Source organism: Spiroplasma endosymbiont of Poecilobothrus nobilitatus (assembly GCF_964030655.1).
Taxonomy (GTDB): Bacteria; Bacillota_I; Bacilli_A; order Mycoplasmatales; family Mycoplasmataceae; genus Spiroplasma.
The window spans coordinates 955063-981132 of record NZ_OZ034915.1; the positions used below are offsets into that span (position 1 = coordinate 955063).

The 26070-nt window shown below is 26.7% G+C and carries 25 protein-coding genes and 1 pseudogene; 6 read left to right on the forward strand and 20 right to left on the reverse strand.

The genetic code is table 4. The annotated features are described in order from the left end of the window. Positions 1 to 3: 3 nt before the first annotated feature. The 8 genes from dnaG to AAHM76_RS05655 are packed head-to-tail and all read right to left on the reverse strand — an operon-like array spanning position 4 to position 13032. A complete protein-coding gene (dnaG, locus tag AAHM76_RS05620) occupies positions 4 to 1884 on the reverse strand; it encodes a DNA primase (RefSeq protein ID WP_342255679.1) in 1881 nt (626 codons plus the stop codon). Between the two features lie 18 nt (positions 1885 to 1902). Further along, complete coding sequence (locus tag AAHM76_RS05625) at positions 1903 to 3270, reverse strand: glycine--tRNA ligase (protein WP_342255680.1); 1368 nt, start codon at positions 3268 to 3270, stop codon at positions 1903 to 1905. 43 nt (positions 3271 to 3313) lie between these two features. Beyond that, entirely contained in the window at positions 3314 to 4060 is a 747-nt protein-coding gene (recO, locus tag AAHM76_RS05630) for a DNA repair protein RecO (RefSeq protein ID WP_342255681.1), read from the reverse strand. Position 4061: 1 nt separating this feature from the next. Continuing rightward, the gene (gene era / locus AAHM76_RS05635; protein ID WP_342255682.1) at positions 4062 to 4955 is read right to left on the reverse strand and encodes a GTPase Era; all 894 of its coding nucleotides are present in this window, start codon (positions 4953 to 4955) and stop codon (positions 4062 to 4064) included. A gap of 59 nt (positions 4956 to 5014) precedes the next feature. Beyond that, positions 5015 to 9376, reverse strand: a complete 4362-nt coding sequence (locus tag AAHM76_RS05640) for a PolC-type DNA polymerase III (protein WP_425289425.1) — start codon at positions 9374 to 9376, stop codon at positions 5015 to 5017. A gap of 24 nt (positions 9377 to 9400) precedes the next feature. After that, on the reverse strand, positions 9401 to 10750 hold the full coding sequence (locus AAHM76_RS05645) for a site-2 protease family protein (RefSeq protein ID WP_342255684.1): 1350 nt from the start codon (positions 10748 to 10750) through the stop codon (positions 9401 to 9403). Positions 10751 to 10788: 38 nt separating this feature from the next. Beyond that, complete coding sequence (dxr, locus tag AAHM76_RS05650; protein WP_342255685.1) at positions 10789 to 11937, reverse strand: 1-deoxy-D-xylulose-5-phosphate reductoisomerase; 1149 nt, start codon at positions 11935 to 11937, stop codon at positions 10789 to 10791. 3 nt (positions 11938 to 11940) lie between these two features. Next, positions 11941 to 13032 (reverse strand): phosphatidate cytidylyltransferase, encoded by a 1092-nt coding sequence (locus AAHM76_RS05655; protein WP_342255686.1) that lies wholly within the window; start codon positions 13030 to 13032, stop codon positions 11941 to 11943. Between the two features lie 264 nt (positions 13033 to 13296). Between AAHM76_RS05655 and AAHM76_RS08610 the strand changes: the two are divergent. Both AAHM76_RS08610 and AAHM76_RS05660 read left to right on the forward strand, forming a co-directional pair. Continuing rightward, a pseudogene (locus AAHM76_RS08610) lies at positions 13297 to 13413 on the forward strand (IS1/IS1595 family N-terminal zinc-binding domain-containing protein); the annotation flags it as partial. A gap of 222 nt (positions 13414 to 13635) precedes the next feature. Continuing rightward, a complete protein-coding gene (locus tag AAHM76_RS05660; protein WP_342256849.1) occupies positions 13636 to 14139 on the forward strand; it encodes a transposase in 504 nt (167 codons plus the stop codon). Between the two features lie 87 nt (positions 14140 to 14226). Here AAHM76_RS05660 and uppS read toward each other — a convergent pair whose 3' ends face one another. The 11 genes from uppS to AAHM76_RS05715 form a co-directional block, all read right to left on the reverse strand. Beyond that, entirely contained in the window at positions 14227 to 14763 is a 537-nt protein-coding gene (uppS, locus tag AAHM76_RS05665; protein ID WP_342256850.1) for a polyprenyl diphosphate synthase, read from the reverse strand. A gap of 166 nt (positions 14764 to 14929) precedes the next feature. Beyond that, positions 14930 to 15478, reverse strand: a complete 549-nt coding sequence (gene frr / locus AAHM76_RS05670; RefSeq protein ID WP_342255687.1) for a ribosome recycling factor — start codon at positions 15476 to 15478, stop codon at positions 14930 to 14932. Next, positions 15479 to 16204 (reverse strand): UMP kinase, encoded by a 726-nt coding sequence (pyrH, locus tag AAHM76_RS05675; RefSeq protein WP_342255688.1) that lies wholly within the window; start codon positions 16202 to 16204, stop codon positions 15479 to 15481. Positions 16205 to 16353: 149 nt separating this feature from the next. After that, positions 16354 to 16560 carry a hypothetical protein gene (locus AAHM76_RS05680; RefSeq protein ID WP_342255689.1) on the reverse strand — a complete coding sequence of 69 codons (207 nt, stop codon included), beginning with the start codon at positions 16558 to 16560 and terminating at the stop codon, positions 16354 to 16356. Between the two features lie 398 nt (positions 16561 to 16958). Next, positions 16959 to 17219, reverse strand: coding sequence for a hypothetical protein (locus AAHM76_RS05685; protein ID WP_342255690.1), 261 nt, complete (start codon positions 17217 to 17219; stop codon positions 16959 to 16961). A gap of 21 nt (positions 17220 to 17240) precedes the next feature. Continuing rightward, on the reverse strand, positions 17241 to 17918 hold the full coding sequence (locus AAHM76_RS05690) for an IS1/IS1595 family N-terminal zinc-binding domain-containing protein (RefSeq protein ID WP_342255691.1): 678 nt from the start codon (positions 17916 to 17918) through the stop codon (positions 17241 to 17243). 264 nt (positions 17919 to 18182) lie between these two features. Beyond that, positions 18183 to 18557 (reverse strand): hypothetical protein, encoded by a 375-nt coding sequence (locus AAHM76_RS05695; protein WP_342255692.1) that lies wholly within the window; start codon positions 18555 to 18557, stop codon positions 18183 to 18185. 228 nt (positions 18558 to 18785) lie between these two features. After that, positions 18786 to 20144: a signal recognition particle protein gene (gene ffh / locus AAHM76_RS05700; RefSeq protein ID WP_342255693.1), complete on the reverse strand. Its 1359-nt coding sequence runs from the start codon at positions 20142 to 20144 to the stop codon at positions 18786 to 18788. Between the two features lie 158 nt (positions 20145 to 20302). Then, positions 20303 to 21366 (reverse strand): IS3 family transposase gene (locus AAHM76_RS05705; RefSeq protein ID WP_342255694.1). Its coding sequence is split into 2 segments (ribosomal slippage): positions 20303 to 21171 and positions 21171 to 21366, totalling 1065 coding nucleotides; the frame shifts between segments, so codons are not numbered across the junction. 620 nt (positions 21367 to 21986) lie between these two features. After that, complete coding sequence (locus AAHM76_RS05710) at positions 21987 to 22121, reverse strand: hypothetical protein (protein ID WP_342255695.1); 135 nt, start codon at positions 22119 to 22121, stop codon at positions 21987 to 21989. Positions 22122 to 22192: 71 nt separating this feature from the next. Next, positions 22193 to 22417: a hypothetical protein gene (locus AAHM76_RS05715; protein ID WP_342255696.1), complete on the reverse strand. Its 225-nt coding sequence runs from the start codon at positions 22415 to 22417 to the stop codon at positions 22193 to 22195. A 919-nt stretch (positions 22418 to 23336) separates the two neighbouring features. On the opposite strand from AAHM76_RS05715, the gene AAHM76_RS05720 reads away from it, so the two are divergent. The 3 genes from AAHM76_RS05720 (at position 23337) to AAHM76_RS05730 (ending at position 24580) form a co-directional block, all read left to right on the forward strand. Next, positions 23337 to 23489, forward strand: a complete 153-nt coding sequence (locus tag AAHM76_RS05720) for a hypothetical protein (protein ID WP_342255697.1) — start codon at positions 23337 to 23339, stop codon at positions 23487 to 23489. Positions 23490 to 23701: 212 nt separating this feature from the next. Next, positions 23702 to 24145, forward strand: coding sequence for an IS3 family transposase (locus AAHM76_RS05725; RefSeq protein WP_342255698.1), 444 nt, complete (start codon positions 23702 to 23704; stop codon positions 24143 to 24145). A 198-nt stretch (positions 24146 to 24343) separates the two neighbouring features. After that, on the forward strand, positions 24344 to 24580 hold the full coding sequence (locus AAHM76_RS05730; protein ID WP_342255699.1) for a hypothetical protein: 237 nt from the start codon (positions 24344 to 24346) through the stop codon (positions 24578 to 24580). A gap of 143 nt (positions 24581 to 24723) precedes the next feature. Here AAHM76_RS05730 and AAHM76_RS05735 read toward each other — a convergent pair whose 3' ends face one another. Next, on the reverse strand, positions 24724 to 25065 hold the full coding sequence (locus AAHM76_RS05735; protein WP_342255700.1) for a hypothetical protein: 342 nt from the start codon (positions 25063 to 25065) through the stop codon (positions 24724 to 24726). 182 nt (positions 25066 to 25247) lie between these two features. On the opposite strand from AAHM76_RS05735, the gene AAHM76_RS05740 reads away from it, so the two are divergent. Then, positions 25248 to 26042 (forward strand): hypothetical protein, encoded by a 795-nt coding sequence (locus AAHM76_RS05740; protein ID WP_342255701.1) that lies wholly within the window; start codon positions 25248 to 25250, stop codon positions 26040 to 26042. The last annotated feature ends 28 nt before the right edge of the window (positions 26043 to 26070 follow it).

The following is a 26070-nucleotide window of genomic DNA, read 5'->3' on the forward strand; positions in this document are numbered from 1 at the left end:
TCTCTACCCCTTTTTAAATTTTAATCGTTGATTCAACTTGTCAATTTCCATTGAAATTGCTTGTTGTTCAATCAGATTATTTGTTTTTTCTAACTTATTTCATAGCATTGCAATCTCTTTTTCATTAGCAAAATCATCAATTAAGAGCACATAGTCTTCTAATTCTTTCTTATTATATTTAATTTTAATCGTTGATTTATTAATAATATCCATTAATATTTTTTTTAAATTTGGATCGCTTATTTCATCACACAACATATTAATTTTAACATTTTCTGCCCCCCAATGTCCATTATAATAAGTAATTATATCATTTGCTAACAAACGATAACCATCAAAATTTAAATTTCCAATTTTTCTTTGATAAAAATCTGCTGCTTTCCGAGAACCAAGTAATTGTAAAACCATATTTCGTTCTGCTAAAAGATATCGTTTTAAATTTTTAATTTTATATTTTGTATTTTTAACTACAACAGTCTTACTTTGCTGTGGTTTGAACCTTGGTGGCGGCTTTTGCTGATAATTATTATCATTTGTTGCATTAGGAATTGGTTCTGATGCAGCAGGTGAAAAAAATGCTTTTTGATATGTTTTAATTTGCCCAATTTTTGTTGTAATTGTTTCTTTAGATATTCCTGTTATTTTAACTAAATTATTAACCGCCAATTCTTGTTCCAATTGATTTGGACTAGCTTTAATTAAAGGTGCAACAATATTAATAAATTCTTCTAATTCATTTGCTGCTTGTAAATTAAATTTATTTTGAAAATAATCAAGAGCAAAATTAATTGGATGTTGGGCATTTGCTAACATTGTATGAATTAATTCCCCCTGACCACTATTAACTAATTCGTCAGGGTCTTGTTGCGTCTCATTCAAGACAATTTTAACTTTTAGATTATGACTTAATAATTTAATTGTCGCTTTTAAACTAGCATTAATTCCAGCCTTATCACCGTCTAAAAAAATTAAACATTCATTTGTTAATCTTTTAATTTCTTTTAAATGATATTCACTTAAATTAGTTCCCATTAAAGCAACGGTATTTTTAAGATTTAATTTTTCTAAACTAATAACATCCATATATCCTTCAAGTAAAATTAAATTATTTTGCTGGCGAATAAACGGCTTCGCCCGGTTAATGTTATACATTAGTTGTTCTTTTTTAAAAACCTTTGTTTCAGGAGTATTAAGATACTTTGCTACCTGGTTGGTAACCCCAATTACTCGTCCAGAAAAACCAATAATATAACTATCTTCATTTTTAATCGGAAACATTAAACGATTATTAAAATAATCATACACCTTGCCATTTTTAATTGTAATTAAACCCGCTTGTTGAATATCATTAATTGAATATCCTTTTTTAATTAAAAAATGGTACAAATGATCAAAACTACTTTCAGCATAACCAATCTGAAATAATTCAATTTCAGTATTATTAATGTTCCGCTTTGTTAAATATTCCTTTGCATCATAAGCCTTTTTGGTTTCTAAATTATTACTGAAGTAAGCGCTTGCTAAGGCATTAATTTCAAAAATTAACTGTTCACTTTTATCATATTTTGGTTTTTCTTGATAAGTAGTCAATTCATCTAAGGAAATATTGGCCATTACCGCAACTTTTTTTAAAGCTTCAATAAAACTAATATTTTCATATTCTTGTAAAAAAGTAAAAACATTGCCTCCAACTGAACAAACAAAACAACGGTAAATTTGCTTTTCTGGTGAAATACTCATTGAAGGATGTGAATCTTGATGAAACGGACAAACTGTTCAATAATTACGACCCCGTTTTTCAAGTGATAAATATTCTGACATTACGGTAACAATATTTACTTTTGATTTAATTAAATCAATTTTTTCATTACTAATTAATGCCATACCTTTCACTCCTTTTAATTATTTTAATGTTGCGGTGAAATAGCTTTCTAAATTAGCAATTGCCACTCGTTCTTGTTTCATTGTATCACGATTGCGAACTGTAACTTTTTGGTCTTTTTGACTGTCAAAATCAACTGTTACACAAAACGGTGTTCCAATCGCATCTTGACGACGATAACGCTTTCCAATATTTCCTGTTTCATCATAAGTACATTGAAAATGACCTAAGAGTTTTTCATATAGTTGATAAGCATCGCTGTTTAATTGTTTACTTAATGGAATCATCGCAATTTGATATGGAGCTAATAACGGGCTTAATTTTAAAACAATTCTTGTCTCATTATCAGCAACTTTTTCAACATGGTAAGCATCGTATAAAATAGCTAACATCAAACGCCCAACACCAACAGATGGTTCAATTACATGCGGGATAATTTTTTCATTTGTTTCTTGATTTAAATACGACAAATCATTCTTACTCATTTCACTGTGACAACGTAAATCATAATCTCCACGGTCAGAAATCCCTCATAATTCACCTATGCCAAACGGAAACTTATATTCAATATCAATAGTTCGTTTTGCATAATGGGCTAACTCATTAGCATCATGCTCACGAAAATGATAGTTTTCTGGTTTTAAATTAATTAATTCTAAAAACTTGGTTACTTCTTTAACTCAATATTCAAATCAATCAATCTTTTCGTTACTATCATAAAAAAATTCTAATTCCATTTGTTCAAATTCACGTGTACGAAAAATAAAATTTCCTGGGGTAATTTCATTCCGAAATGACTTTCCAATTTGACCAACGCCAAAAGGTAATTTTTTTCGCAAAGAACGTTGAACATTTTTAAAATTAACAAAAATTCCTTGTGCTGTTTCTGGTCGCAGATAGACAACTGATTTTTCATCTTCAATGACACCTTGGTTTGTTTTAAACATTAATTCAAACTGACGAATTTCAGTAAAATCATGTCCCTCACAATTTGGACATAAAATATTTTTTTCGGTAACAAAAGTCTCTAATTGTTCATTAGTTCAACCACCACAATTTAATTTCGGATAATTATCTTCAATCAGTTTATCTACCCGCATTCGGGTTTTACATTTTTTACAATCTAATAATGGGTCAGCAAAATTACCAAGGTGTCCAGAAGATTTTCAAACATTATTGTTCATTAAAATAGCACTATCAAGACCAACATTATATTTTGATTTTGTAATAAAATGTTGTCATCATAAATTTTTTAAATTTCGTTCTAATTCAACCCCCAATGGCCCAAAATCTCAGCTGTTTGCTAAACCACCATAAATTTCGCTCCCTTGAAAAACAAAACCTTGTGTTTTTAAATGATTAACAACTTCTTCTAATGTATATTGCATTAATGTGACTCCTTCTTATTTCTCTATCCTCAATTATACTATGTTATTCCTTAAAATAAATTGATTTTTGTCGCATTTCATAAATACTACACGAAAATATTCCAACTTTTGTTAAATAATACTCACATAGCATTTTAAATAATATTATTAAGGCTTTTATATTAATCTTATTGTAAAAATAAAAATTAGTATGAAAATTACTATTAAAAACTTTCACTAATTCAATTGGAAAGAGATAATCTCTTGGTAATAAACAATTTTTGCAAAGATATCCTTCTTCAAGAAAACTAATTGTTTTAATGTGTTGTTTGCTACCGCAGCGTTTACACATCGTAAATTCTCATTCTAATCCATATCATTTTAAAGCACGAAACATAAAAGCAATTACAATACTTAAATTATCTTCTCATGCAACTAAATTATCTAATGTTGTTGTTAATAATTCGCACAATCCATTATCGGATTGACGGTCAACAACCGCTTGCTCAGCAATTTCACAAATTAATGTTGATAATAAATAATCATCATAATTTTGTGCTAATTTAATTCTTGTTTTTAATAAATTTCCTGTCTTTAATTTACTTAACTTATTATTATGATATGATAAAAATATTTCAAATTCACTTGTTGCTAAGAATTGTACTGCATACTGATTTTTTGATGTAATTTTTTGTACCCCTGGTGCAAAAAAAACTAATTTTCCTAATTCTTGTGACAAAATCGTAATAATTGCACTGTTATCATCATAATGTTGTTTATTCAACACCATTCCTGTTAATTTTTGAATCATTTTAATAACTTTCTTTGTTATAGCCTAGACGGGCAATCATTGAAGGTTTATCCCGTCATTTATCCACTACTTTAACAAATAATTCTAAAAATATTTTTGTTCCTAAAATTTGTTCTAATTCTAATCGTGCTTGCGTTCCAATTTGTTTAATTAAACGTCCTTGTTTCCCAATAATAATTCCTTTTTGCGAATCACGTTCAACACAAATTGAAGCCATAATTTTTAATAGTTGTGGTTGATCATCAATTTTATCAATTAAAATGGCAACACTATGCGGAATCTCATCTTCTGTTAACAACAAAATTTTTTCCCGAATAATTTCACGAATTAAAAACTTTTCTGGTTGATCAGTTAGCATATCATCGGGATAATATTGTGGTCCTACTGCTAAATGTGTTTTTAATAAAGTTAATAACATTTCAAGATTTTTATGTTTGACGGCTGAAACTGGAATGATAGCAGTAAACTGATGATTTTTTTCTCATTCAGCAATTTTTACCATTAAATCACCTTTGGAAACTAAATCAATTTTTGTTACAACTAAAATAATTGGAATTGCTCGCTCTTGTAGTGCTTTGATAATATAACGATCATTATCACCAATGCGTTCATTTGCTGGAGCTAAAAATAAAATAACATCAGCTGCTTTTGTTGCTGATAAAGCAACTTTATTCATAAATTTCCCCATTTCATGATGAGCTTTATGAATGCCTGGTGTATCCATAAAAACAATTTGTGATTCTTGATCATTATAGATACCTTGAATACGGTTCCGTGTTGTTTGCGCCTTTGCTGTTACAATTGCTACTTTATTATTTAAAATTGTATTTAATAATGTTGATTTTCCAACATTTGGTCGCCCAACAATTGCAACAAAACCTGATTTAATTGCCATTTTCTTCACCTCTTAATTATTATAATTATAAAGGAAAATATCATAAAAAATTATCTTATTTAAAACTCAAACGCAATTTGATCATCTAATGATAAATCTTTTAAAATTTCAAGTTCTTCAAATGATTCTAAATGAGCTTTTGTAATATTTGTTCGTTTTTGTAAATCAGCAATTGATAAAAATGGCTTTTCATGGCGAGCATTAATAATACTATTGCCAACAGCTCCTCCCAAACCATCAATTGCAGAAAATGGCGGTAAAATAATTTTTTCATTATTTTCATTTGTAATAACGGTAAAATTTTTATTTCGACTTGTTTTTAAATCAATATTGCTCATTTTAATTCCTCGGGCATACATTTCTAATGCTATTTCATAAACGGGAATTAAATCTTTTTCTTTTTGTGTTGGTTTATTGGGGGCATTAAAATCTTTATTATCCAAACGAGTTTGAATATCGCGTAATACTTGTTTGATTGTTTCTGCTCCTTTTAAAATTGTTTTAATATCAAAAACATCTGTTCGAGTTGAAAAAAATGTTGCATAATATTCAACTGGATAATTAATTTTATATCATGCTACTCGTCACGCCATTAAGACATAGGCTGTTGCATGTGCTTTTGGGAACATATACTTAATTTTATTACACGAATCAATATATCATTGTTCAACATTATTATCCCGCATTAATTTCTCATGTTCAGCTGTTAAACCCTTTCCCTTCCGAACATCTTCCATAATCTTAAAAGCACTTTGAGCAGGTAACCCTTTATAAATTAAATTAACCATAATATCATCACGACATCCAATTACTTCTGAGATACTAATATTTTGATTTCGAATTAATTCTTGTGCATTGCCAATTCAAACATCTGTTCCGTGTGACAATCCTGAAATTTGAACTAAATCTGCAAATGAAGTTGGTTTTGTATCTAATAACATATTACGAACAAAAAAGGTACCAAATTCAGGAATACCAATTGCACCAGTTTTTTCACCATTAATATCTTCTGGTTTAATGTTTAAAACATCTAAACTTTGAAAAAGACTTAAGACCGCTTCAACATTTGTTAGAATTGTTTTTGGATCCACTCCCGTTAAATCTTGCAGCATTCGCAAAGCAGTTGGGTCAACGTGACCTAAAATATCTAACTTTAAAACATTATCATGAATTGCGTGGAAATCAAAATGAGTTGTTAATCAATTTGATTTGATATCATCAGCAGGAAAATTAACTGGTGTAAATGCTTCAACTTCATATTCATTTGGAATAACAACAATTCCACCTGGATGTTGCCCAGTTGTTCGTTTAACTCCCTCACAACCCTTCGCAATTCGTTCTAATTCTGCGCGACGTTTTAAATGTAAAATATTTTTACTTTCAAAATAACCTTTCACATAACCATATGCAGTTTTTTCTGCCACCGTTGAAATTGTTCCCGCACGATAAACACTACGCTCTCCAAACATTTCTTTAGTAAAGTCATGCGCAATTGGTTGATATTCTCCTGAAAAGTTTAAATCAATATCAGGAACTTTATCCGCTTCAAACCCCAAAAATGTTTCAAAGGGAATATCATGCCCTTCCCCTTTTAATGGTTTTTGACACTTTGGACAAGTACGAACTGGTAAATCATATCCACACTTAACTGATCCATCAACAATAAATTCACTATAACTACAATAAGAACATAAATAATGTGGTTGCAATGGATTTACTTCGGTAATATTACTCATTGTTGCAACAAAACTACTACCAACACTCCCCCGCGACCCAACTAAATAGCCATCTTGCAATGATTTATCAACTAATTTATGTGCAATTCAGTAAATAACAGCAAAACCATGTTTAATAATAGCATTTAATTCACGTTCTAAGCGTGATGCAACAATTTCTGGTAATGACTTACCATAAATTTTATAAGCATTTTGATAACATAATTCTTTTAATAATTGGTCACTACCCTCAATTTTAGGTGTATATAATTTATCTTTAATAATTTCAACTTTTTCAATTTGGTCATCAATTAAATTTGGATTTGTCACTACAATTTCATAAATTAATTCATCATCATTTAAAAAATTAAATTCGTTCATCATTTCCATTGTTGTTCTTAAAAACTGATCAGGATTATTAGTTACTCGTTGCTTATAATCATATAAAGGATGTGGACGGCCGCCAATTCCCTTTGCATTAATATAAACTTCACGGAAAATTTTATCTTCTGGGTTAAGATAGTGTACATCACCAGTAGCAACAACTAATTTATTTATTTTTTTTGCTGTAAAAATAATATCTTTAATGACTGTTAATAATCGTTCTTCTGACAAATCACCCATTTGAACTAAATGTTTATATACACTAGGGGGCTGAATTTCCACATAATCATAAAACTTAATTGTTTCTGCTAATTCTGATGAATCTTTATTTCTTGCCACTTCAAAAACATCACCATTAACACATGATGACCCAATCAATAAATTACTACGATGTTGTTCAATTACACTTCGCAATAATTTTGGTGATGAGTAAAAATATTTAGTATGCGCAGCAGTTATTAATTTAAATAATTCTAATAAACCCACCTGATTTTTTGCTAAAATTGTCATATGTTTTGGTCGCAGTTTTTTATAAACAGCAGGGTCATGAATTTTCTCAATATCATCATCAAACTCAATACTATAAGTATTAATCATTTTCCGTAGCTGATGCTCATAGATGTCTGTTAAAACAACTGCATCATAATCACCACGGTGAGCAACTTCTTCATTATAAATAACATTATAACAACGAGCAATTGTCCCCAACCGATAATTTTTCAAATGTGGTTCTAAAATCCGTGATAATTGTAAAGTATCAATTACTGTGTTATTAATTTCTGAGAGTCCAGCTTTTTTTAACCACGATTGAATAAAACCAAGGTCAAACTCAGCATTATGCGCAATTAAAATTGCATCCTTAAAATATTCTAAAATTTGGTCAATTGATTCAATAAAAGTTTGTTTATCCGCTAATAATTCATCTGTAATTCCTGTTAATTCAGTTGTAAATGATGATAACTTAACGGATGGTTTAAACAAATGATTAATTGTTTGACGTTCACCACTAATACCATCCATAATAACCGCTCCAAATTCAATGATTTCATCATAACTACTACTTAAGCCAGTTGTTTCTAAGTCAAAAATAACATATTTTGCAGTTCGTAAATTATGATGATGCGGGTTTTTAACATATCATACTTTATCATCTAAAACATCTGCTTCAACACCATAAATAACTTTAACATCAGGATATTTCTTATTAAGATTATAAATTTCTGGATAAGCTTGAACATTTAAATGGTCAGTAAAAGCAATTGCTTTATGATTCCAATGTACTAATGTTTTAAAAAGCATTGCAAGATCTGTTACTCCGTCCATAACACTCATTTTAGTATGTAGATGTAACTCCACGCGTTTTTCGGGCGCATTATCTTCGCGATATAAGTCTTCACGCTCTAAACGATAAATTTTTTTAATAAAAAACATTTGTTCATTAGCATAAGTATCATACCGAATATCACCAAAAAGACTAACTCATTCATTCGTTTTTAATTCTTCAATAAAATCATCTGGTTGTTCTGTTCGAGTAAAAAATTTTGCGCCAATTGTATCACTATAATCAGTAACTGTTATTACATAAATAAATTTCTTTGTTGAAATTAATTGTCGTTTTTTACTTAAAATTTTTCCATAAATTGTCACATTCGGAGCATCTTGATCAATATCAATTAACCGTTCATAACTTGCTTCCCCATTTTTTGCTCTCTGATAACTATTTAATTCTCTTCGAACTGGATTAGTCCCATTTGTTGGTTTAAAAATTAACTGTTCTGTTTTTTGCGCTGTTTCTTGATATTTAATTAATTCTTGTTCATTAATTTCTAAAATATTATTTTCTCGTAAATCAATCACGAGGGCTAATTGTAAATCACTAAAACCATAACGACGAAGTTTTTTTTGATAATAATTACAATGTTCACCCACTAATTTTTGTTCACTTTCTGAATGGACAGTAATTTTTAAAATATTATCAGTTAAAGCAAATCGTTCTGGGGATAATTTACTAAAAAAACTATTTTTTAATTCCGATTTATTTAATCGAATATATTCTAAATAAATAAAAATAGTTTCTAATTCGTATTGTTCTTTTCGAACCCGTAAAGAAATCTTTGTGGGTAATGTTTCATTTTCTAATAAAGTTTGTTCTAATTTTAGTAAAACTTCTGGTGGTAAAAAATCATTAATTTCAATCACAACACGAAAAAAACCTTCACTAGTACTATATTCTGCTTTAATGACTTTAGCATCATCAAAATAATTTCCAGTAAATTCTAAATTATTTGCTGTAAATAGTTTTATCAATTGTTTGTCCATCATCTAATCCTCACCTAGCTTTTCTGCTTAAAAAAAGACATCTTTAATTGTTATTCCAATAAATAATAAAATAAAGACTATTGCTCCCGTTACATTAATAATAATCTTCGCCTTATGCGGTAACTGTCATTTTTGCTCTTTTGCTTTATATTCTTCTAATAATACTTTTTGTTGCGCTGGATAATGTAATTTTTTTCAAATCCTTATTCGACCATTTAATCGTTTTACTCCACCAACTATTCCTTCAATTGATGTTTCAAAAAACTTGTATCCATCTAATGGTGGAATTGGAATTAAGTTCAAAACAAATAAATTAGCAGATAACATTGCCACATACATAAAGAAAAGAGCCGGTCCTTCTGTTAACATTGAAGAAACTGTTCTCGCAATTCCAACTGGACCAGATAATTGTCCTCACTGGCCAGTAAATAATAATCCAAATGATTTTAAAATTGTTACTGATTGTCTAAATGTTTCTCCTCAACCATATCCATATGCTTGCGCAGTTGAAGCAAACTGACGATCAGGAGCTCTAATTCCGACTGTATAAGTATTGTTAGCTTCTGTTAACTTAACTGGTTCAGTTTGAAATAAACCATCTGGAGCAGTTGTAACTTCTTGTTTACTATTTATTACACGAGCAAAAGAAAGAGTAATATAATTAATTTTTTCATCGTTATTACTATTATCATATTGTTGTTTTAAATTTTTAATAAAATTAAAAACTGTTGTTTGATAAGTTGGAATCTTTTCTACTGTTCCCACATGACTTGCTAAAATATGTTTCTCATCATTATCAGCTTTGTCTTCCTTATTAACACGATAATATTCTTGTGCTACTTTAAGTTTTTCGATATTAGGACCTAATCAATAATCTAAAATCACAATATCTTGAGCAACATTTTGACCACTCGTTTTTAGAGCGGCATATGCTGCACCATCAGTATCATACTTAGCTCCTCAATATGTCATATCAGATGGTTTATAATTTAATGCCGCAAAAGTTGTGGTAAAAATAAAAACAGCAATAAAAAAATTCATTAAAGCACCTGCTACAATAAAAATTAATCTTTTTCATTTTGCAATATTTTCCATTTTTCGTTCTTTAGGAACATCTTCCTCTTCACGTCCTTTTGGTGGATCAACTAATTGACTTGCAATATAAACATATCCTCCAAAAGGAAAAATTCGGATTGAATAACGGGTTTCTTTTTTTCCTCAAGAAAAAATTTTGGGACCAAAACCAATTGCAAATTCATAGACATATGCTCCCGATAATTTTGCAATAATAAAATGTGCAAATTCATGAATTGTAACTAACATTAATAAAATTATAATCCCAATTGCAAAACTTAAAACTACCATTCCTGCTGACATTTATTTCTTAACTCCTTACTTTTTTATTCGGAATAACATTATTTTTCTGAAAAATAATTAATAATATCTCTTTTAATGATATCATTTAATTCTTTGATTTCACGATAATTAACTAATTTTTGTGGTTTAATTTGATTCATAAAATATTCAATATAATCCATAATTTGATAAAATTTAATTCTTCCGGCTAAAAAAAGCGAACGTAATGCTTCGTTTGCTGCATTAAAAGCAATAGCTAATGAATTATTTTCATTTAAGCAACGATAGGCTAATTGTAGAGCTTTTCAACGGGATAAATCAGCTTTTTGAAATGTTAAGGTTATTAATTCCTCAAAATTTAATGGTTTTAAGAACGAACTATTTTTTCGAATTGGATAATATAAAAAATAATTTAAAACTTGTAACATTGAAGGTTTTGATAATTGTCCAATAATTGAATAATCGGCATATTGTACGGCTGAATGTAAAACAGCTTGTGGATGTAAAACAACAGTGATTTTTGAAGTTTTAAATAAATGATAAGCTTCTATAATTTCAAATCCTTTGTTTATCATTGTTGAAGAATCAATGGTAATATTTTGCCCCATCTTTCAAGTTGGATGTTGCAAAGCTTGTTGCTCATCAATTGTTTTTAAATCAGCTAATGTTTTATTAGCAAACATCCCTCCTGAAGCTGTTAAAATAATTTCTGAACACGGGTTGGTTTGTTCTAAACATTGAAAAATAGCACAATGTTCAGAATCAATTGGATATAATTGATTATTATTTTTTGCTAATAAATTATTAATTAAATCCCCTGCTACCACTAACGATTCTTTATTTGCTAATAATAACGTACGATTTTTACCATATAAAGTTTGTAATGTTGGGTATAATCCTGCAAAACCACTAATTGCATTTAAAACCAAAGCTGTCGGAAAAGCAACTAACATTGCATTAATTCCTGTTTCTCCAGTTACAAAAGTTATATTTGGATATTGCGCTGTTAAAATAGCTTGTTGTGTTTCATCGCCAAGATGAACAATCCTAATTGTGCGATGTTTCTCTAAAATCTTAATTAGAACTGAAATATTATGATAAATACTAACAGCGGTAATTTGAAAATCATTTAGATTTGACTCAATAATTTGTAACGCTTGTTGACCAATATTTCCAGAAACACCAAAAATAATAATATTTCGCATCATAAATTATCGTTGTAACACTATATTTGAAATAATAAACATTACAAAAAAGACTAATGAAAATGAATCCAAACGATCTAAAATACCACCATGGCCAGGCAACAAATTACTAAAATCTTTAATATTATAACGACGTTTAATTCATGAAAATGATAAATCCCCCAATTGTGACAAAATGCTTAATACAAACGCTAATAGAACATAAATTACATAGCGCATTACATTTTGAACATTATCATTTGAGAAAAAGTTAAAAACCCAATGATTACTAGTTACAAAATGAAACATTAAAATAGCATAAGTAATTGCAATTCCTGCTGCTAAGATTGTTCCCGTTACAGCACCTTCTCATGTTTTGTTTGGAGATATTGTTGGCGCTAATTTATGTTTTCCATAAGTAACGCCGCCAACAAAAGCAAATGTATCAGTTAAAATAATAATTAATGCTAATAATACCACACTACTTCAACCATAGGCAGTATTTAACATAAATTTATTCATTGCTTTTAAAGCAAAAGTTAAATATAAGGTAAAAATTAAAACTAATGTCATTTTACCAAAAGTAATTTCTTTTGAACTAAATACTAAACAATAATATCCTAAAATAGCACATAAATAAATAACAAAAATAATTCAGGGTTTTAATGAATTTCAATTTAATAACGTATAAAACGGGTAATTAATTGAACCAATTCCACCATATTCTGTTGCGATTGATTCAGCTGGAAACAAAAATAAAAAAATTATTAATAAATATGTAATGACTTGCGTATAAATTGGTCACTTTGTTCCTCCGAATAACCGCAAAATTTCATAGTTAACTAAACCTAAAATAACAGCATTAATTCCAATAAAAACATAATTAGCAATTTCAATATGTGGGGCATTACCATGTCATTCTGTTGCAATTACCCCTGTGAATAAATATAAACCTAAAAAGACTAATAAAAAATAAAATGTAATATGACGAGCAACATATTTTTTTTGAAACATGCCTTTATGTTCCTTACTTTTTGACTCTTTATTTGTTAAATTATCATCTCCTGTTGATTTTTTATTTTCATTAACAAGAACATTATCTTCCTGATTGTTTATCACTTTCAATTCCTCCAAATCTTCTATTTCTATTATTATAATCTAATATTGCTTCAGTTAAAGCATTTCTTTAATTTTGTAGAAAACTCTTGATATTTATAAAATATACCTAAAATTAGGTATATTCTTAATATAAGAGGTGAATAATTAATGGAAAAAATAATTGAAGAATTAATAAATAGTTTAACAGATGATCAATTTTTAGAATTTCATGAAAAAGTCAAAAAAGAAGCATAATTAATTAAAAAACAAAAACGCTTAAATGAAATTGATCAAAAATTTAGGGATAAAGGTTTTAAATGTCCTAATTGTCAATTTTTTTATTGTGTTAAAAATGGTCATAATCCTGAAGGAAAACAAAAATATTTATGCAAAAAATGTCGTGCTAGTTTTGATGCTTTTCGTGATCATTTTACGTATTGAAGTCATTTAAATTATGAACAGTGAAATTTATTGATTCAAATTTTATTATTAGGCCAATCTAGTAAAATGATTTCCCACTTTATTAAAACATCACCGAAAACCGCTTGATATAATCGCCAAAAAATAATGAAATCAAAACAATTATAAAACACCAAATTAAAATTTAAAACGTTAAATGGTCAAATTCAAATCGATGAAACATTTATTAAAGAAATCCACAAATGTAATTTTAAAGATAAATTTGATAAAAGAAAAATTCATCTTGATTCATTTTCAACCAACACTAAATGTTGTATTAAAATGGCTGTTAATAGCAATAATAATATTTATGTTAAATCAACCAACACAAAACGATTACAAAAACAGTGAATTATTGAAAATATTAATAAGCAATTAATCAAAGAAAATTCAATTATTATTTCTGACATGCAACCATTATATTTATTAGTAGCAAAACAAACAAATTCTATTTTATTAGCAACTAAAACTATTACAAATCCTGATGCTAGTTATCGGAAATTAAATAAAATTAGTAAATTACAATCAAATCTTAAAGAATCCTTAATTCATTATCATGGCTTAGGTTTCACAAACATTCAAAATTATTTAAATCTCTGAAAATGAAAATACCAGCATAAAGGTTTAACACCAAACCAACAATCATCGGTATTATATTTTAACGTATAAAAAAGTTAAATAACAATATTAAAAGTTTATATAATTTTCTTTTAAAGTTATCATATTGATGATTTTTTTTATTTCATCAAGAGTTTTCTACAAAATTAAAAAAGCATTTTCATCAAATTCTGGTAAAAATGCTTTGGTAAAATATAATTCAGCATAACGATTTTGTAATAATAAAAAATTATTTAACCTTTGTTCGCCACCACATCGAATCATTAAATCAACATCCGGTAAATCTGCGGTATATAAATATTGAAATAATGTCTTTTCATCAACAGCTGTTAATTTTTCACTTATCATTTGATTAATTGCTGCTAGTAATTCTTCAATGGCTCCATAGTCAAAAGCAAATGTTAAAACCATTCCATTATTATCTTTTGTTCGTAAAATAGCATTATCAATTGCTGTTAATGTTTTAAGTGGCATTTTTGTACGCCGACCAATATGATTTAAAACAATATTTTCATTCTTAAAATTATTAACTTGTTTATTATTTAATAATCGTTCTGGCATCGCCATTAAATATGCAACTTCTTGTGCACTTCGTTTTCAATTTTCAGTTGAAAAACAATAAATCGTTAAATACTTAACACCAAGAGCATTTGCTTTTAATGCGACATCTTTAATCCGTTTTGTTCCTTCTTAATGGCCAGCTGTCCGTTCTAAACCTTGCTTAGTTGTCCAACGACCATTACCATCTAAAATAATTGCAATATGTTGTGGTATTTTCGTGTCTTATGCCTTTCTTCCCCATTTTGTTAATTATACCGAAAGTCATAAAAAAATGAAAGTTTTAAACTTCCATTAGTTCTTTTTCTTTTAAGGTTGCTTTTTCATCAATTTTTTTAATAAATTGGTCCGTTAATTTTTGAACTTCCCCTTCATAGTATTTTTTATCATCTTCAGTTAATTCAGAATCTTTTTTAAGGTGTTCGTTACTATCTCGTCTTTCATTCCGAATTGCTACTTTAAACTGTTCACTGGCTTTTCACATTTCCTTAACCAACATTTTACGACGTTCTTCAGTTAGCGGAGGAATATTTAACCGAATTAAATCTGCTTCTGAATTTGGTGTTAAACCTAAATCTGCTTTATTAATTGCTGTTACAATTAAATTAATAATTGAACGATCATATGGTTTAACAACTAATTGTTGTGCTTCTGGCACCATAATATTAGCCAATTGTTGAATTGGTGTTAGTGTTCCATAATAATCAATCATAATATGTGATAACATATTTGGATTTGCACGACCAGTACGAATTTTAATTAATTCATTTTCAAATGAAACGATTACTTTTTCCATCTTTTCTTTTGTTTGATTAATAACTTCTTGCGACATTTATTTTTTCCCTCCTGTAACAATTGTTGAACGCGCATTACCATGTGCTGCCTTATAAACATTATCTGGTTCATTAATATCAAAAACAACGATTTTAACATCATCTTCCATCGCTAAACTAGATGCTGTTAAATCCATTACTTTTAATTGTTTTTTTTGTAATTCATTTAAACTAATATTATCAAAGCGAACTGCGTCAGCATTATGGCGCGGATCTTTATCATAAATACCATCAACCCCATTTTTTGCCATTAACATAACATCTGCATCAATTTCAATTGCTCTAATTGTTGCTGCTGTATCAGTTGTAAACTTTGGTTGTCCAGTTCCTCCGGCCATAATAACAATTGTCCCTTTTTCTAAAGCAGCTTTTGCTTTTTTAAAAAAATATGGTGAAGCAACTTCAGGAACTTGAATTTTTGAAGTTACAACAACATTATGACTACCTTCATTTTTTAATACAGCCTCTAATGCTAAAGCATTCATTACTGTTGCTAACATCCCCATATAATCTGCACTAATTGGATTCATTTTGATTGTGTCAGCACGATTACCGCGTCAAATATTACCACCGCCAACAACAATAGCAATTTGTAATCCTTCTTTTTGTAATTTAACAATTTGTTTTGCAATATCATAAATTTTTTTCGCATCATATAAATCATCAGAATTTCCTAATGCTTCACCAGATAATTTTAGTAAAACTCGCTTATATTGTAATGCCATTATAACTTTCCTCTTTTTTCTATTTTATTCTAATATATTATAAATTGTTTTAATAAATAATCAAAATAAAATTACAAATTAGTAAAAAAATTTACTTTATCAAAAACTATTTAATATTAAGTTAAACTTGGCAAATAAGATGTTAAAAACTAATGTCAAAATTCTCATGCTTTTGTTTTTAAAGCATCGCTTGTTAAAAGTCAATATACAAATCCTTCCGCAAAAAATTCAAAATTATCTTTAAATGAAAATTTACTAAGATGAAATAATTGAAAAATCTTTTCTTTTGTTAAACTTTGTTGCTGGTGAAAGTTATTAATTTTTTTTAATAAAAATGTTTTTAATTGTTCAATCACATTAATTTTATAATCTAATTTATAACGATAATGCAGCAGATGTCCAAGTTCATGACATAGAGTATAAAAAATACTTTGTTGTGAAATTCCGCCTTCAATCCAATTCCTATTTCATATCTCTTCATAATTACAATTTATTACATCATACGCAATTGAAATTTGCTGGTTGTTTGAATTTGTATAACCCTTTGTTTCTAAAAATTGTCCATCTTTAATAATAACAGAACTTAAAACTTTATTAATTTCTTGTTTTTTTCAAATAAAAGCACAAATATTATAAAATGATGTAATAATTTCTTTTAATTTTGTAGAAAACTCTTGATGAAATAAAAAAAATCATCAATATGATAACTTTAAAAGAAAATTATATAAACTTTTAATATTGTTATTTAACTTTTTTATACGTTAAAATATAATACCGATGATTGTTGGTTTGGTGTTAAACCTTTATGCTGGTATTTTCATTTTCAGAGATTTAAATAATTTTGAATGTTCGTGAAAACTAAGCCATGATAATGAATTAAGGATTCTTTAAGATTTGATTGTAATTTACTAATTTTATTTAACTTACGATAACTAGCATCATGATTTGTGCTAGTTTTAGTTGCTAATAAAATAGAATTTGTTTGTTTTGCTACTAATAAATATAATGGTTGCATGTCAGAAATAATAATTGAATTTTATTTGATTAATTGTTTATTAATATTTTCAATAATTCACTGTTTTTGTAATCGTTTTGTGTTGGTTGATTTAACATAAATATTATTATTGCTATCAACAGCCATTTGAACACAACATTTAGTGTTGGTTGAAAATGAATCAAGATGAATTTTTCTTTTATCAAATTTATCTTTAAAATTACCTTTGTGGATTTCTTTAATAAATGTTTCATCGATTTGAATTTGGCCATTTAACGTTTTAAATTTTAATTGGGTGTTTTCTAATTGTTTTGATTTCATTATTTTTTGGCGATTATATCACGCGGTTTTCGGTGATGTTTTAATAAAGTGGGAAATCATTTTACTAGATTGGCCTAATAATGAAATTTGAATCAATAAATTTCACTGTTCATAATTTAAATGACTTCAATATGTAAAATGATCACGAAAAGCATCAAAACTAGTACGACATTTTTTGCATAAATATTTTTGTTTTCCTTCAGGATTATGACCATTTTTAACACAATAAAAAAATTGACAATTAGGACATTTAATACCTTTATCCCTAAATTTTTGTTCAATTTCATTTAAGCGTTTTTGTTTTTTAATTAATTCTGCTTCTTTTTTGACTTTTTCATGAAATTCTAAAAATTGATCATCTGTTAAACTATTTATTAATTCTTCAATTATTTTTTCCATTAATTATTCACCTCTTATATTAAAAATATACCTAATTTTAGGTATATTTTATAAATATCAAGAATTTTCTACAAAATTAAAGATAATTTCTTTTAATTTATTTTGATAAGTTGAACAATAATGATTGATAAATTGTTGTCAAGAACGTCGAACTGGTTTATCTAAAAATGACAATAATTCATCATAAGAAATAAATGCTTTTTGATCATAGAATGGTAAATTAGTATAATTGGCCGGACTTAAAAAAGCATTTGTTAAATTTTGTTAAAGTTTTGTTGCAATATTATTATTAATTCGCAATCCCCGGTAACCTTGATTTTGTACTCAAGTTTTATTTGGAACATATTGTCGATTTAAATCAATTTGATTAGCAATTGATTTATCAAGAGTATAATAAAGAATCACTGATCCTCGATAAAAAAAATCACTTGAAACAATTGTTGCTGATGAAGAATTAATGTTATCTTTAATTTTTATTTTATTAATATTTAAATTAGGAAATTGTTGTTTTAATTTTTCTTTAATATGTGTTTTTTTCGGAATATGTAAACCATTAGTTTTAAGGGTTTTTAAATTGGGATCAGTAACAATTGTTCTTAACTCAAGTGGTCTTGGTTTTAAATAGCTAAGATATAACACATATAGAAAAAAACCGGCAAAAACCATTACCATTAAAACTAATGTTGAATTAATCATTCACCATTTTTTGCTATTTTCTTTTATATGTTTTTCCTTTTCTAAAACTTTTAATAATTTATAATGTTCAATCTTGGATAGTCATTTTATTATTTAGAAATAATTTTGTTAAAACGACACTATTTTGTATCACAAAATAAAAACTGTTTAAAAAACAGTTTTTTAAATAGATTAATTAAAACCCATTCCGCTTAAACCACCCATCCCAGGAATATTTGGCATACGCCCTGATTTAATTTGGCGAGCAATTTCATCAACTTGTTTTTTTGTTTTTTCAAATTGATTAATTAACTCATTATATTCTTTTTCAGTTCGTCCTGAGCCTTTTAAAATACGATTTTTTCGTGATAAATGTTTTAATAATCGTTGTTCACGACGTTCTTTCACTGTCATTGATGATAATAATACTTCGGTTACTTTTAATTTTCGTTCAGCATCAGCAATTTTTTCATCACTTAATTTTGGTATTCCAGGTAATAATTTCATAATTCCGCCCATTTTACCCATTTTTGAAATTTGGCGCATTTGGTTTAATAAATCTTGCAAATCAAACTGTCCCATCATGATTCGATTCATTGTTTTTTTGATATCACGTTCATCTAATACATCTTTTGCTTTTTCAACTAAGGTTTGAACGTCTCCCATTCCTAAAATTAGATCAGCCATTCGGTCAGGATAAAAGATTTGTAAATTATTCATTCCTTCTCCGGTTCCAATAAAAGTAATTGGTAATTTTGTTAAATGTGTAATTGACAAAGCAGCCCCACCACGAGCATCACCATCTAGTTTTGTAACAACTACTCCTGTTAATTTTAATAACTGATTAAATTCAGTGGCAACATTAATAATGTCTTGCCCTGTCATCCCATCAACAACGAGAAGAATTTCATCTGGGGTAATATTATTTTTAATTTCTTTTAATTCTTGCATTAACTCAGCATCAATATGTAAACGTCCAGCTGTATCAATTAAAATAACATCATTTTTATTATCTTTTGCATAAGTAATTGCTTGTTGAGCAGTTGCTACTGGATTTTGCGTTCCGCGTTCAAAAACTTCAATATTTAAATTTTTCCCAATTGTTTTTAATTGTTCAATCGCTGCTGGTCGATAAATATCACAAGCAACTAATAATGGTTTTTTGTGATATTTCTTTTCAACTAACTTAGCAATTTTCCCCGTTGTGGTTGTTTTACCACTTCCTTGTAAACCAACCATCATTACAATTGTTGGTTTTGAAGTAAATGATAATTCTTTAACTGTTTTTCCAAATATATTAACTAATTCTTCATGCACAATTTTAACCATCATTTGTGATGCATTTAATCCATCAAGAATATATTCACCCCGCGCTTTAGTTTCAACAGCTTTAATAAAATCTTTAACTATTTCATTATTAACATCAGCTTCCAATAATGATAATCGAATTTCACGCATTGTTTCAGTAATAGCATCAGTTGTTAAAGTTGATTTTTTCATATTTTTTTCAATTGATTTTTTCAATCGATTCGCTAAAAAATCTCCAATCATATTTTTTCTCCTTTAATTTTTATAACAAATACACTCTTATTAATTATACTAAAACTAGTATAAAAAAAGAATAAAAAATTTTTTTAATTTTGTAGAAAACTCTTGATGAAATAAAAAAAATAATCAATATGGAATGGCAACACTTTTTAGGACACTTTTTATATAGACATTTGTTTTCTAAAAGTAACTGGAGATAAATAATTTAAACTGCCATGAATTAGAATATTGTTATATCAATGCACAAAATCAAAAATTTCGTATTTTAATTGTGTTAAATTTTTAAATTTTTTGCCCTTAATAAATTCAGTTTTAAAAGTTTTGTAAGTTGTTTCAGCCACAGCATTATCATAAGGGCAGCCTTTATTGCTTAATGATCTTTTAATATTAAAAGTTATTAAAATTTCATCAATGATTTTATTTTTAAACTCATTACCACGATCAGTATTAAATAGAGTTATTTGATTTAATGGTCGTGTTATTTTATGAAAAGCTTGTTGAACCAGTTCGGCTGTTTTATTCGGCCCAGCACTACAACCAATTATTTCACGATTAAACAAGTCAATTAATAAACAAATATAATGTCATTTAGCGCCAACTTGAACATATGTTAAATCACTAACAATAACTTCATTAGGTTTTTTGTTGTTAAATTGACGATTTAAAATATTATTAATTTGGTCATTATTGACTGTTGTTTTATGATTATGATATTTTAATTTGGTGTATTTAGAAACCAAATTATTTTTGATCATAAAGAATCTGATTTTTCGCCGCGATAAGATGATATCTTTTCTGTTTAAAATAACTTTAATTTTGCGAGCATCATAAATCTTGCGACTTTTATTAAAGGCACTGATAATTTCTTGTTCATAATTATTAACTTGCTTGTTAATACATTTATTAGTTTGATAATAATACGTTGATTTTGATAAACCCAAAATCTTACATATTTTTCTTACTGAATATTTTGTTTTGTTGTTATTAATTATTGTTATTTTTTGGCCATTATCAGTGCGGCTTGCTTTAAAATGTCATTTTCCATTTTCAAGTCTTTAAGTTCTTTTCGTAAAGTTATTATTTCATTTTCTTCTAGTGTGAGATTGTCTTTTTCTTTAAATGAACCAGAATTATTATAATTTTTAACTCAACTATAAATAGTTGGTTTTGGTAAATTATATTCTTGCCCTAGATTAATAACACTTTTACCATTTTTATATAGCATGACAATTTGTTTTTTAAATTCTTCAGAGTATTAAGTTTTATTTCCCATTTTTATATTCCTTCTTTCTTAATAATTTTATCTAATTTTGAAGTCTATATAATTATGGTCCTAATAATTGTAGCCTATCCATACCAATGTTAAGACTTAATAGTAAAACCAATGCAGAAAAAATTGATAAAACTAATAAAAATAAAGAAAAAATTGAATTTAATATTTTTAATTTAAATCAATCTCAAAATCCATTTTTATCTTTATAAAAAATAAAAAACCTTTTAAAATTAGTAATAACTTTAAAAAGTATTTTTTAGTGTGTCAAAATTCATAAATTTATAAATTATTTCTTCAACTAAAAATTATATTTTTAAAAAAAGTTGAATTTTTTATAAATTTTGTTATCATTTAGTTATAAGCGAAATCTAATTTGTTTCTAATTACTTAATTTTATTAAAAACCTAAGAATAATGAATACTACCAATGTTCATCATCACAGTTAATTTGTGCATAAATAATATCTTTATTACTAATTTTTAAGGCTTTATTATTAATTCATTTTTCATTTAAGTAATCACTAATACAATATGACATTTTTATTCCTCCTAATTCTTTCTACCTAATGCTCATTATTCATCACTCATATCTTCAAATGATACTGGATAAGCTCGTAGCATTAATTCTTGTAATTTATTTTCTTGATTGCATTTAAAGCAATATCCTCAATATTTTTGCTTAACACAAATTTTATTTAACTTTTTCATATAAACCTCCTAAATTATTCCTTTGATTTTTTTATCAATTTGTAAGATTTTTCATACATCTGATGCTAAATCTAAAATATCGTTAATTTTGTAATGTTGCATATAAGAAGCAATAACATATATCATTTATTTAAAAATAAATTTAAGTACATTTTTTCTCATTCTAAACATTGCAAATCATAATGATTTTTATGATGTGAAATACGACAATTAACATTTTGACAATTAACTCAATCAAATGATGTTGTTATTTCATTTCAAGTTTTATTAATATATTTACTTTTATATTCTGTCATTTTTTAATTCTCCTTTTTTAACTAGCTGGCACTCACTCCCAAGTGAAAGCGCCAAAGCGAGAATTAGTTATATAAGTATTTATGTATTTATTTACTACGCCATCCGCTTCACTGAGGGTGATCGGTGGCGGTATGTTGTTTGTTTGATTGTTTAATAATCCACAGTTGTTTTTTATAAGGTAAAGTCAGATAATTCTCTCTTCACCCGCGCCATTTCAGGTCAAAGCGTTCAGTTTTTAAAATAAATTCACTTGCACCTCGAAGAGCCTAATGCTGGCTTTGTGGTTTGTAAAACCGCTGCCATCCTCGATGGGATAATATCTATCGCAAATTTATTTATAAAGTGATCATCTATATTTTTATTGTCGTTTGATGTTGGCCTTGCACTTATCACGACTATCGCTTAGTTATAAAACCAGCGCCGATTTACATATTTCCTCATACACTATTTCAGTACTTGCCACGGCCGGCTGTGGGAATGAGTTTAAACTCATGTTCTTATGGAATCACTTAGTTATTTAAAATAACCGTCCCACACTGCATTAAATTGTTTTATAAAATTTAAGTTTTAAAAACCCAGTTTCTCAATCAAAGATAATTTTTTAATTTTCTAAGCGTTTATAAAACCGCTTTTGTTTTTTATCTTTTGTCCGATTTAATAAATCTTTATGTTTTTCACAAGTTAATAAAACTTTATTTGATACAAATTCTTCGGTAATGAATGATATTAATTTATAACAATCATTAACATCACATTTTTTTGTTGTTTAATTATCATTGCCTCCTTTTAAAGATTGTTTTATTTCAAATAAAAAAACAACCCTTTAAATATGAACATCTAAAATAAAATAGACACAAAAAAAGAACTCAAAATGAGTTATTATTTGTTAAATTATTTTAAAGGAGATGTTCATTTTTTATGGCCAAACAATGAAGTAAAGAAGAAAAAATTAAAGCAATTAAATATTCAAATAAATATGGGATTAATAAAAAAACAAAAAATTTAATATTAACTATACTACTATTATTCGATGACGAAGTAAATTTAAAAAACATGGGGAATATGGTTTAAAATGAGGAAATGGTAAACAAGCCACAACACATAAACATAAACCGAGAAGAGAAAAAAATGTTGATATAAATTTAATGTCGCGAGAAGAATTAATTGAATATATTAACTTATCAGAAGACATAAAAAAGTTTGTCGTCTTATCGAAAAAGAAAAAATTTAGAATTATTTGTGATTTACGGCGCAAATATAATGTCAAATGAATGTGTAAAATTTTGGAAATAAGTTATTCGGGATTTTATAATTGAATTAAATTAGGTTACTCTAAATTTAATAAATGAGATAAGAATTTAGCATGAATTATTAAATTAACATATTTATTTTATAATCAAAAATATGGTTATCGTTTATTAACAAAATTAATAAATAAAATGTGAAATCTAAATCTGGCAGAGCATATTGTTTATCGTTATATGAAAAATTTAGGAATTAAATCGGTAATTAATAAGAAAACCAAATTCAAATATCCTGAATCTACTGAAAATAGTAAAACAGCAAATTTATTATTAAAAACTAATAAATATGGGAAACTTAAACGTAATTTTTATACCACTGACATTAATCAAGTTTGAGTTACTGATATAACATATTTACTTACTAGTAATAAACCATTTTATTTAACAATAATACGTGATATTCATAATGGTGAATTATGATAGTAAGAAAAAAATTGAGGTTTGTAAGTATAACAAACAAAATTAAATTTACTTATTAATTAAGTAATGCAAAAAAAATGCTTAATATTAGGTTTTTAGTAAATTTATTTAATTTTTTTAGTTGTTTTTATTTATATTTTTTTGTAAAATCTCAACTTTTGTAATGCTATCGATATTTTTAAAAATATTGATATTTATCAAGTGCCACATCATGGAAGTAAGAATTCTCTTAATAAATCGTTTTTTGAAAAATTAAATCCAGAAAATTGTTATATTCCAGCTACATATGATGAGGAAAATACATCATGGCGTAATTTTTTGGGAGCAGCAAGCCACAAATTTCCAGATGGTAATATTATTGATCAATTAAAAGAAAGTGGTTGTCAAGAAATTATGACAGGAAAACCATATAATGGCTTAACAACTAGTCAATTATAAAAAATTGATAATACTGAAGTGACAATTACTATTTATTTAGATAAAAACGGAAAGATTATTGATAAAAAATATAATTTTAAATTCTCTTTAAATAAAAGTAATTAATTAAAAAAATAATACATTTGGTTAAATGTATTATTTTTTTAATTAGAAGAATCTTTTTTATTTAATTCTCCTTCATTTTTAGCTTTTTCATAAATTTCAACAATTGCTTTATGACGTAAATATTCTTCTTCTGAAATATTCTGAATAATGCGTTCTTTAATTTCCTCTTCAATAAATAAAGAAAGATATTTATTTAAAGTATTAACTGCGTGATTAATTTCATCATTTTCTGTAACAAAATCATTAATTAATTCAAATTTTTCTTCTCATGATAAGTTATTAACAAATTCTAAAATAAATCTTGGATTCTCTTTAATATATTCTGATAAGGGTTTATTAACATGTTCATCGATAAAAAGATCAATTTTTTCTGGCAACATCGCTGTTTTTACCTCCTACTATATTTTTTAATAATATTAATAATTTTTAATTATTGATATTATTAAATTCACTTTAATTATAACATTTATTTTTAAAAAAACATTTTTGCATTTTTGACAATAAATCTATATAATATTTGCAAATAAGGTAAAATAATTCTTTAAAGGTAAGGTGTAGTAAAATGAACATGCTATTTGAAATTAATTATATTGATTGACCATTAATATTATTTATTGCTAAGATATTAGTCTTCTTTGCTGTTGTTTATTTTGTTTCATATCTTACAAATCTTACTGTTTTAAAGAAAAAAACAAAACAAAGTTTAACAATTATTTTTTTAGTTGGAATTAAAGCTAGTTTTTATTTTTTACTAATGGATACAACGAATTTATTGGTTCTTCGTAATCTCCTTTCCTCAACAGTTTGCTTAATTAGTTTATGAATCTTAATTGGTAAACAATTGCTTCCTAATTATTATAATGATTCAATTATTTGTCTTTTTTCAATTATATTTAAAGTTAGTTTAATAACAATATTTGCAATTCATAAGGCTAGTATCAAAGGCTCAGACAATATGATTATTATTATTTTTCTATTTTTTATTTCGTTTATTGCAACAATATATTTTTTTAAACAATATTGAACAAAATATTTAAAGATTGTCCTAATTAATAAAATTTTAGATTATATCAATACATTTAAGCCATTTCATCGTGCTTTAAATGAAAATAATATTTCTCTTGTATTATTTTCACAAAATGTTTTTGTTTTAATTTCCCTTGCTTTTTCTGTTAATAGTACAATTATGTTTAAAAAACTTTCATTAATTTTAAAACAACAAAATATTAGGGAAAATTTTAGTTTCATTAATTTATGTGAATTAGATAATGCTATTAAGTATTTACAAATGCATATGCTAGTAAATAAACGCAGTGAAAAAGAATTAAAAATTATTTTAAATTGTTATCAACAATAGTGTTTAAATTAGCATAGTCTTCTAAATG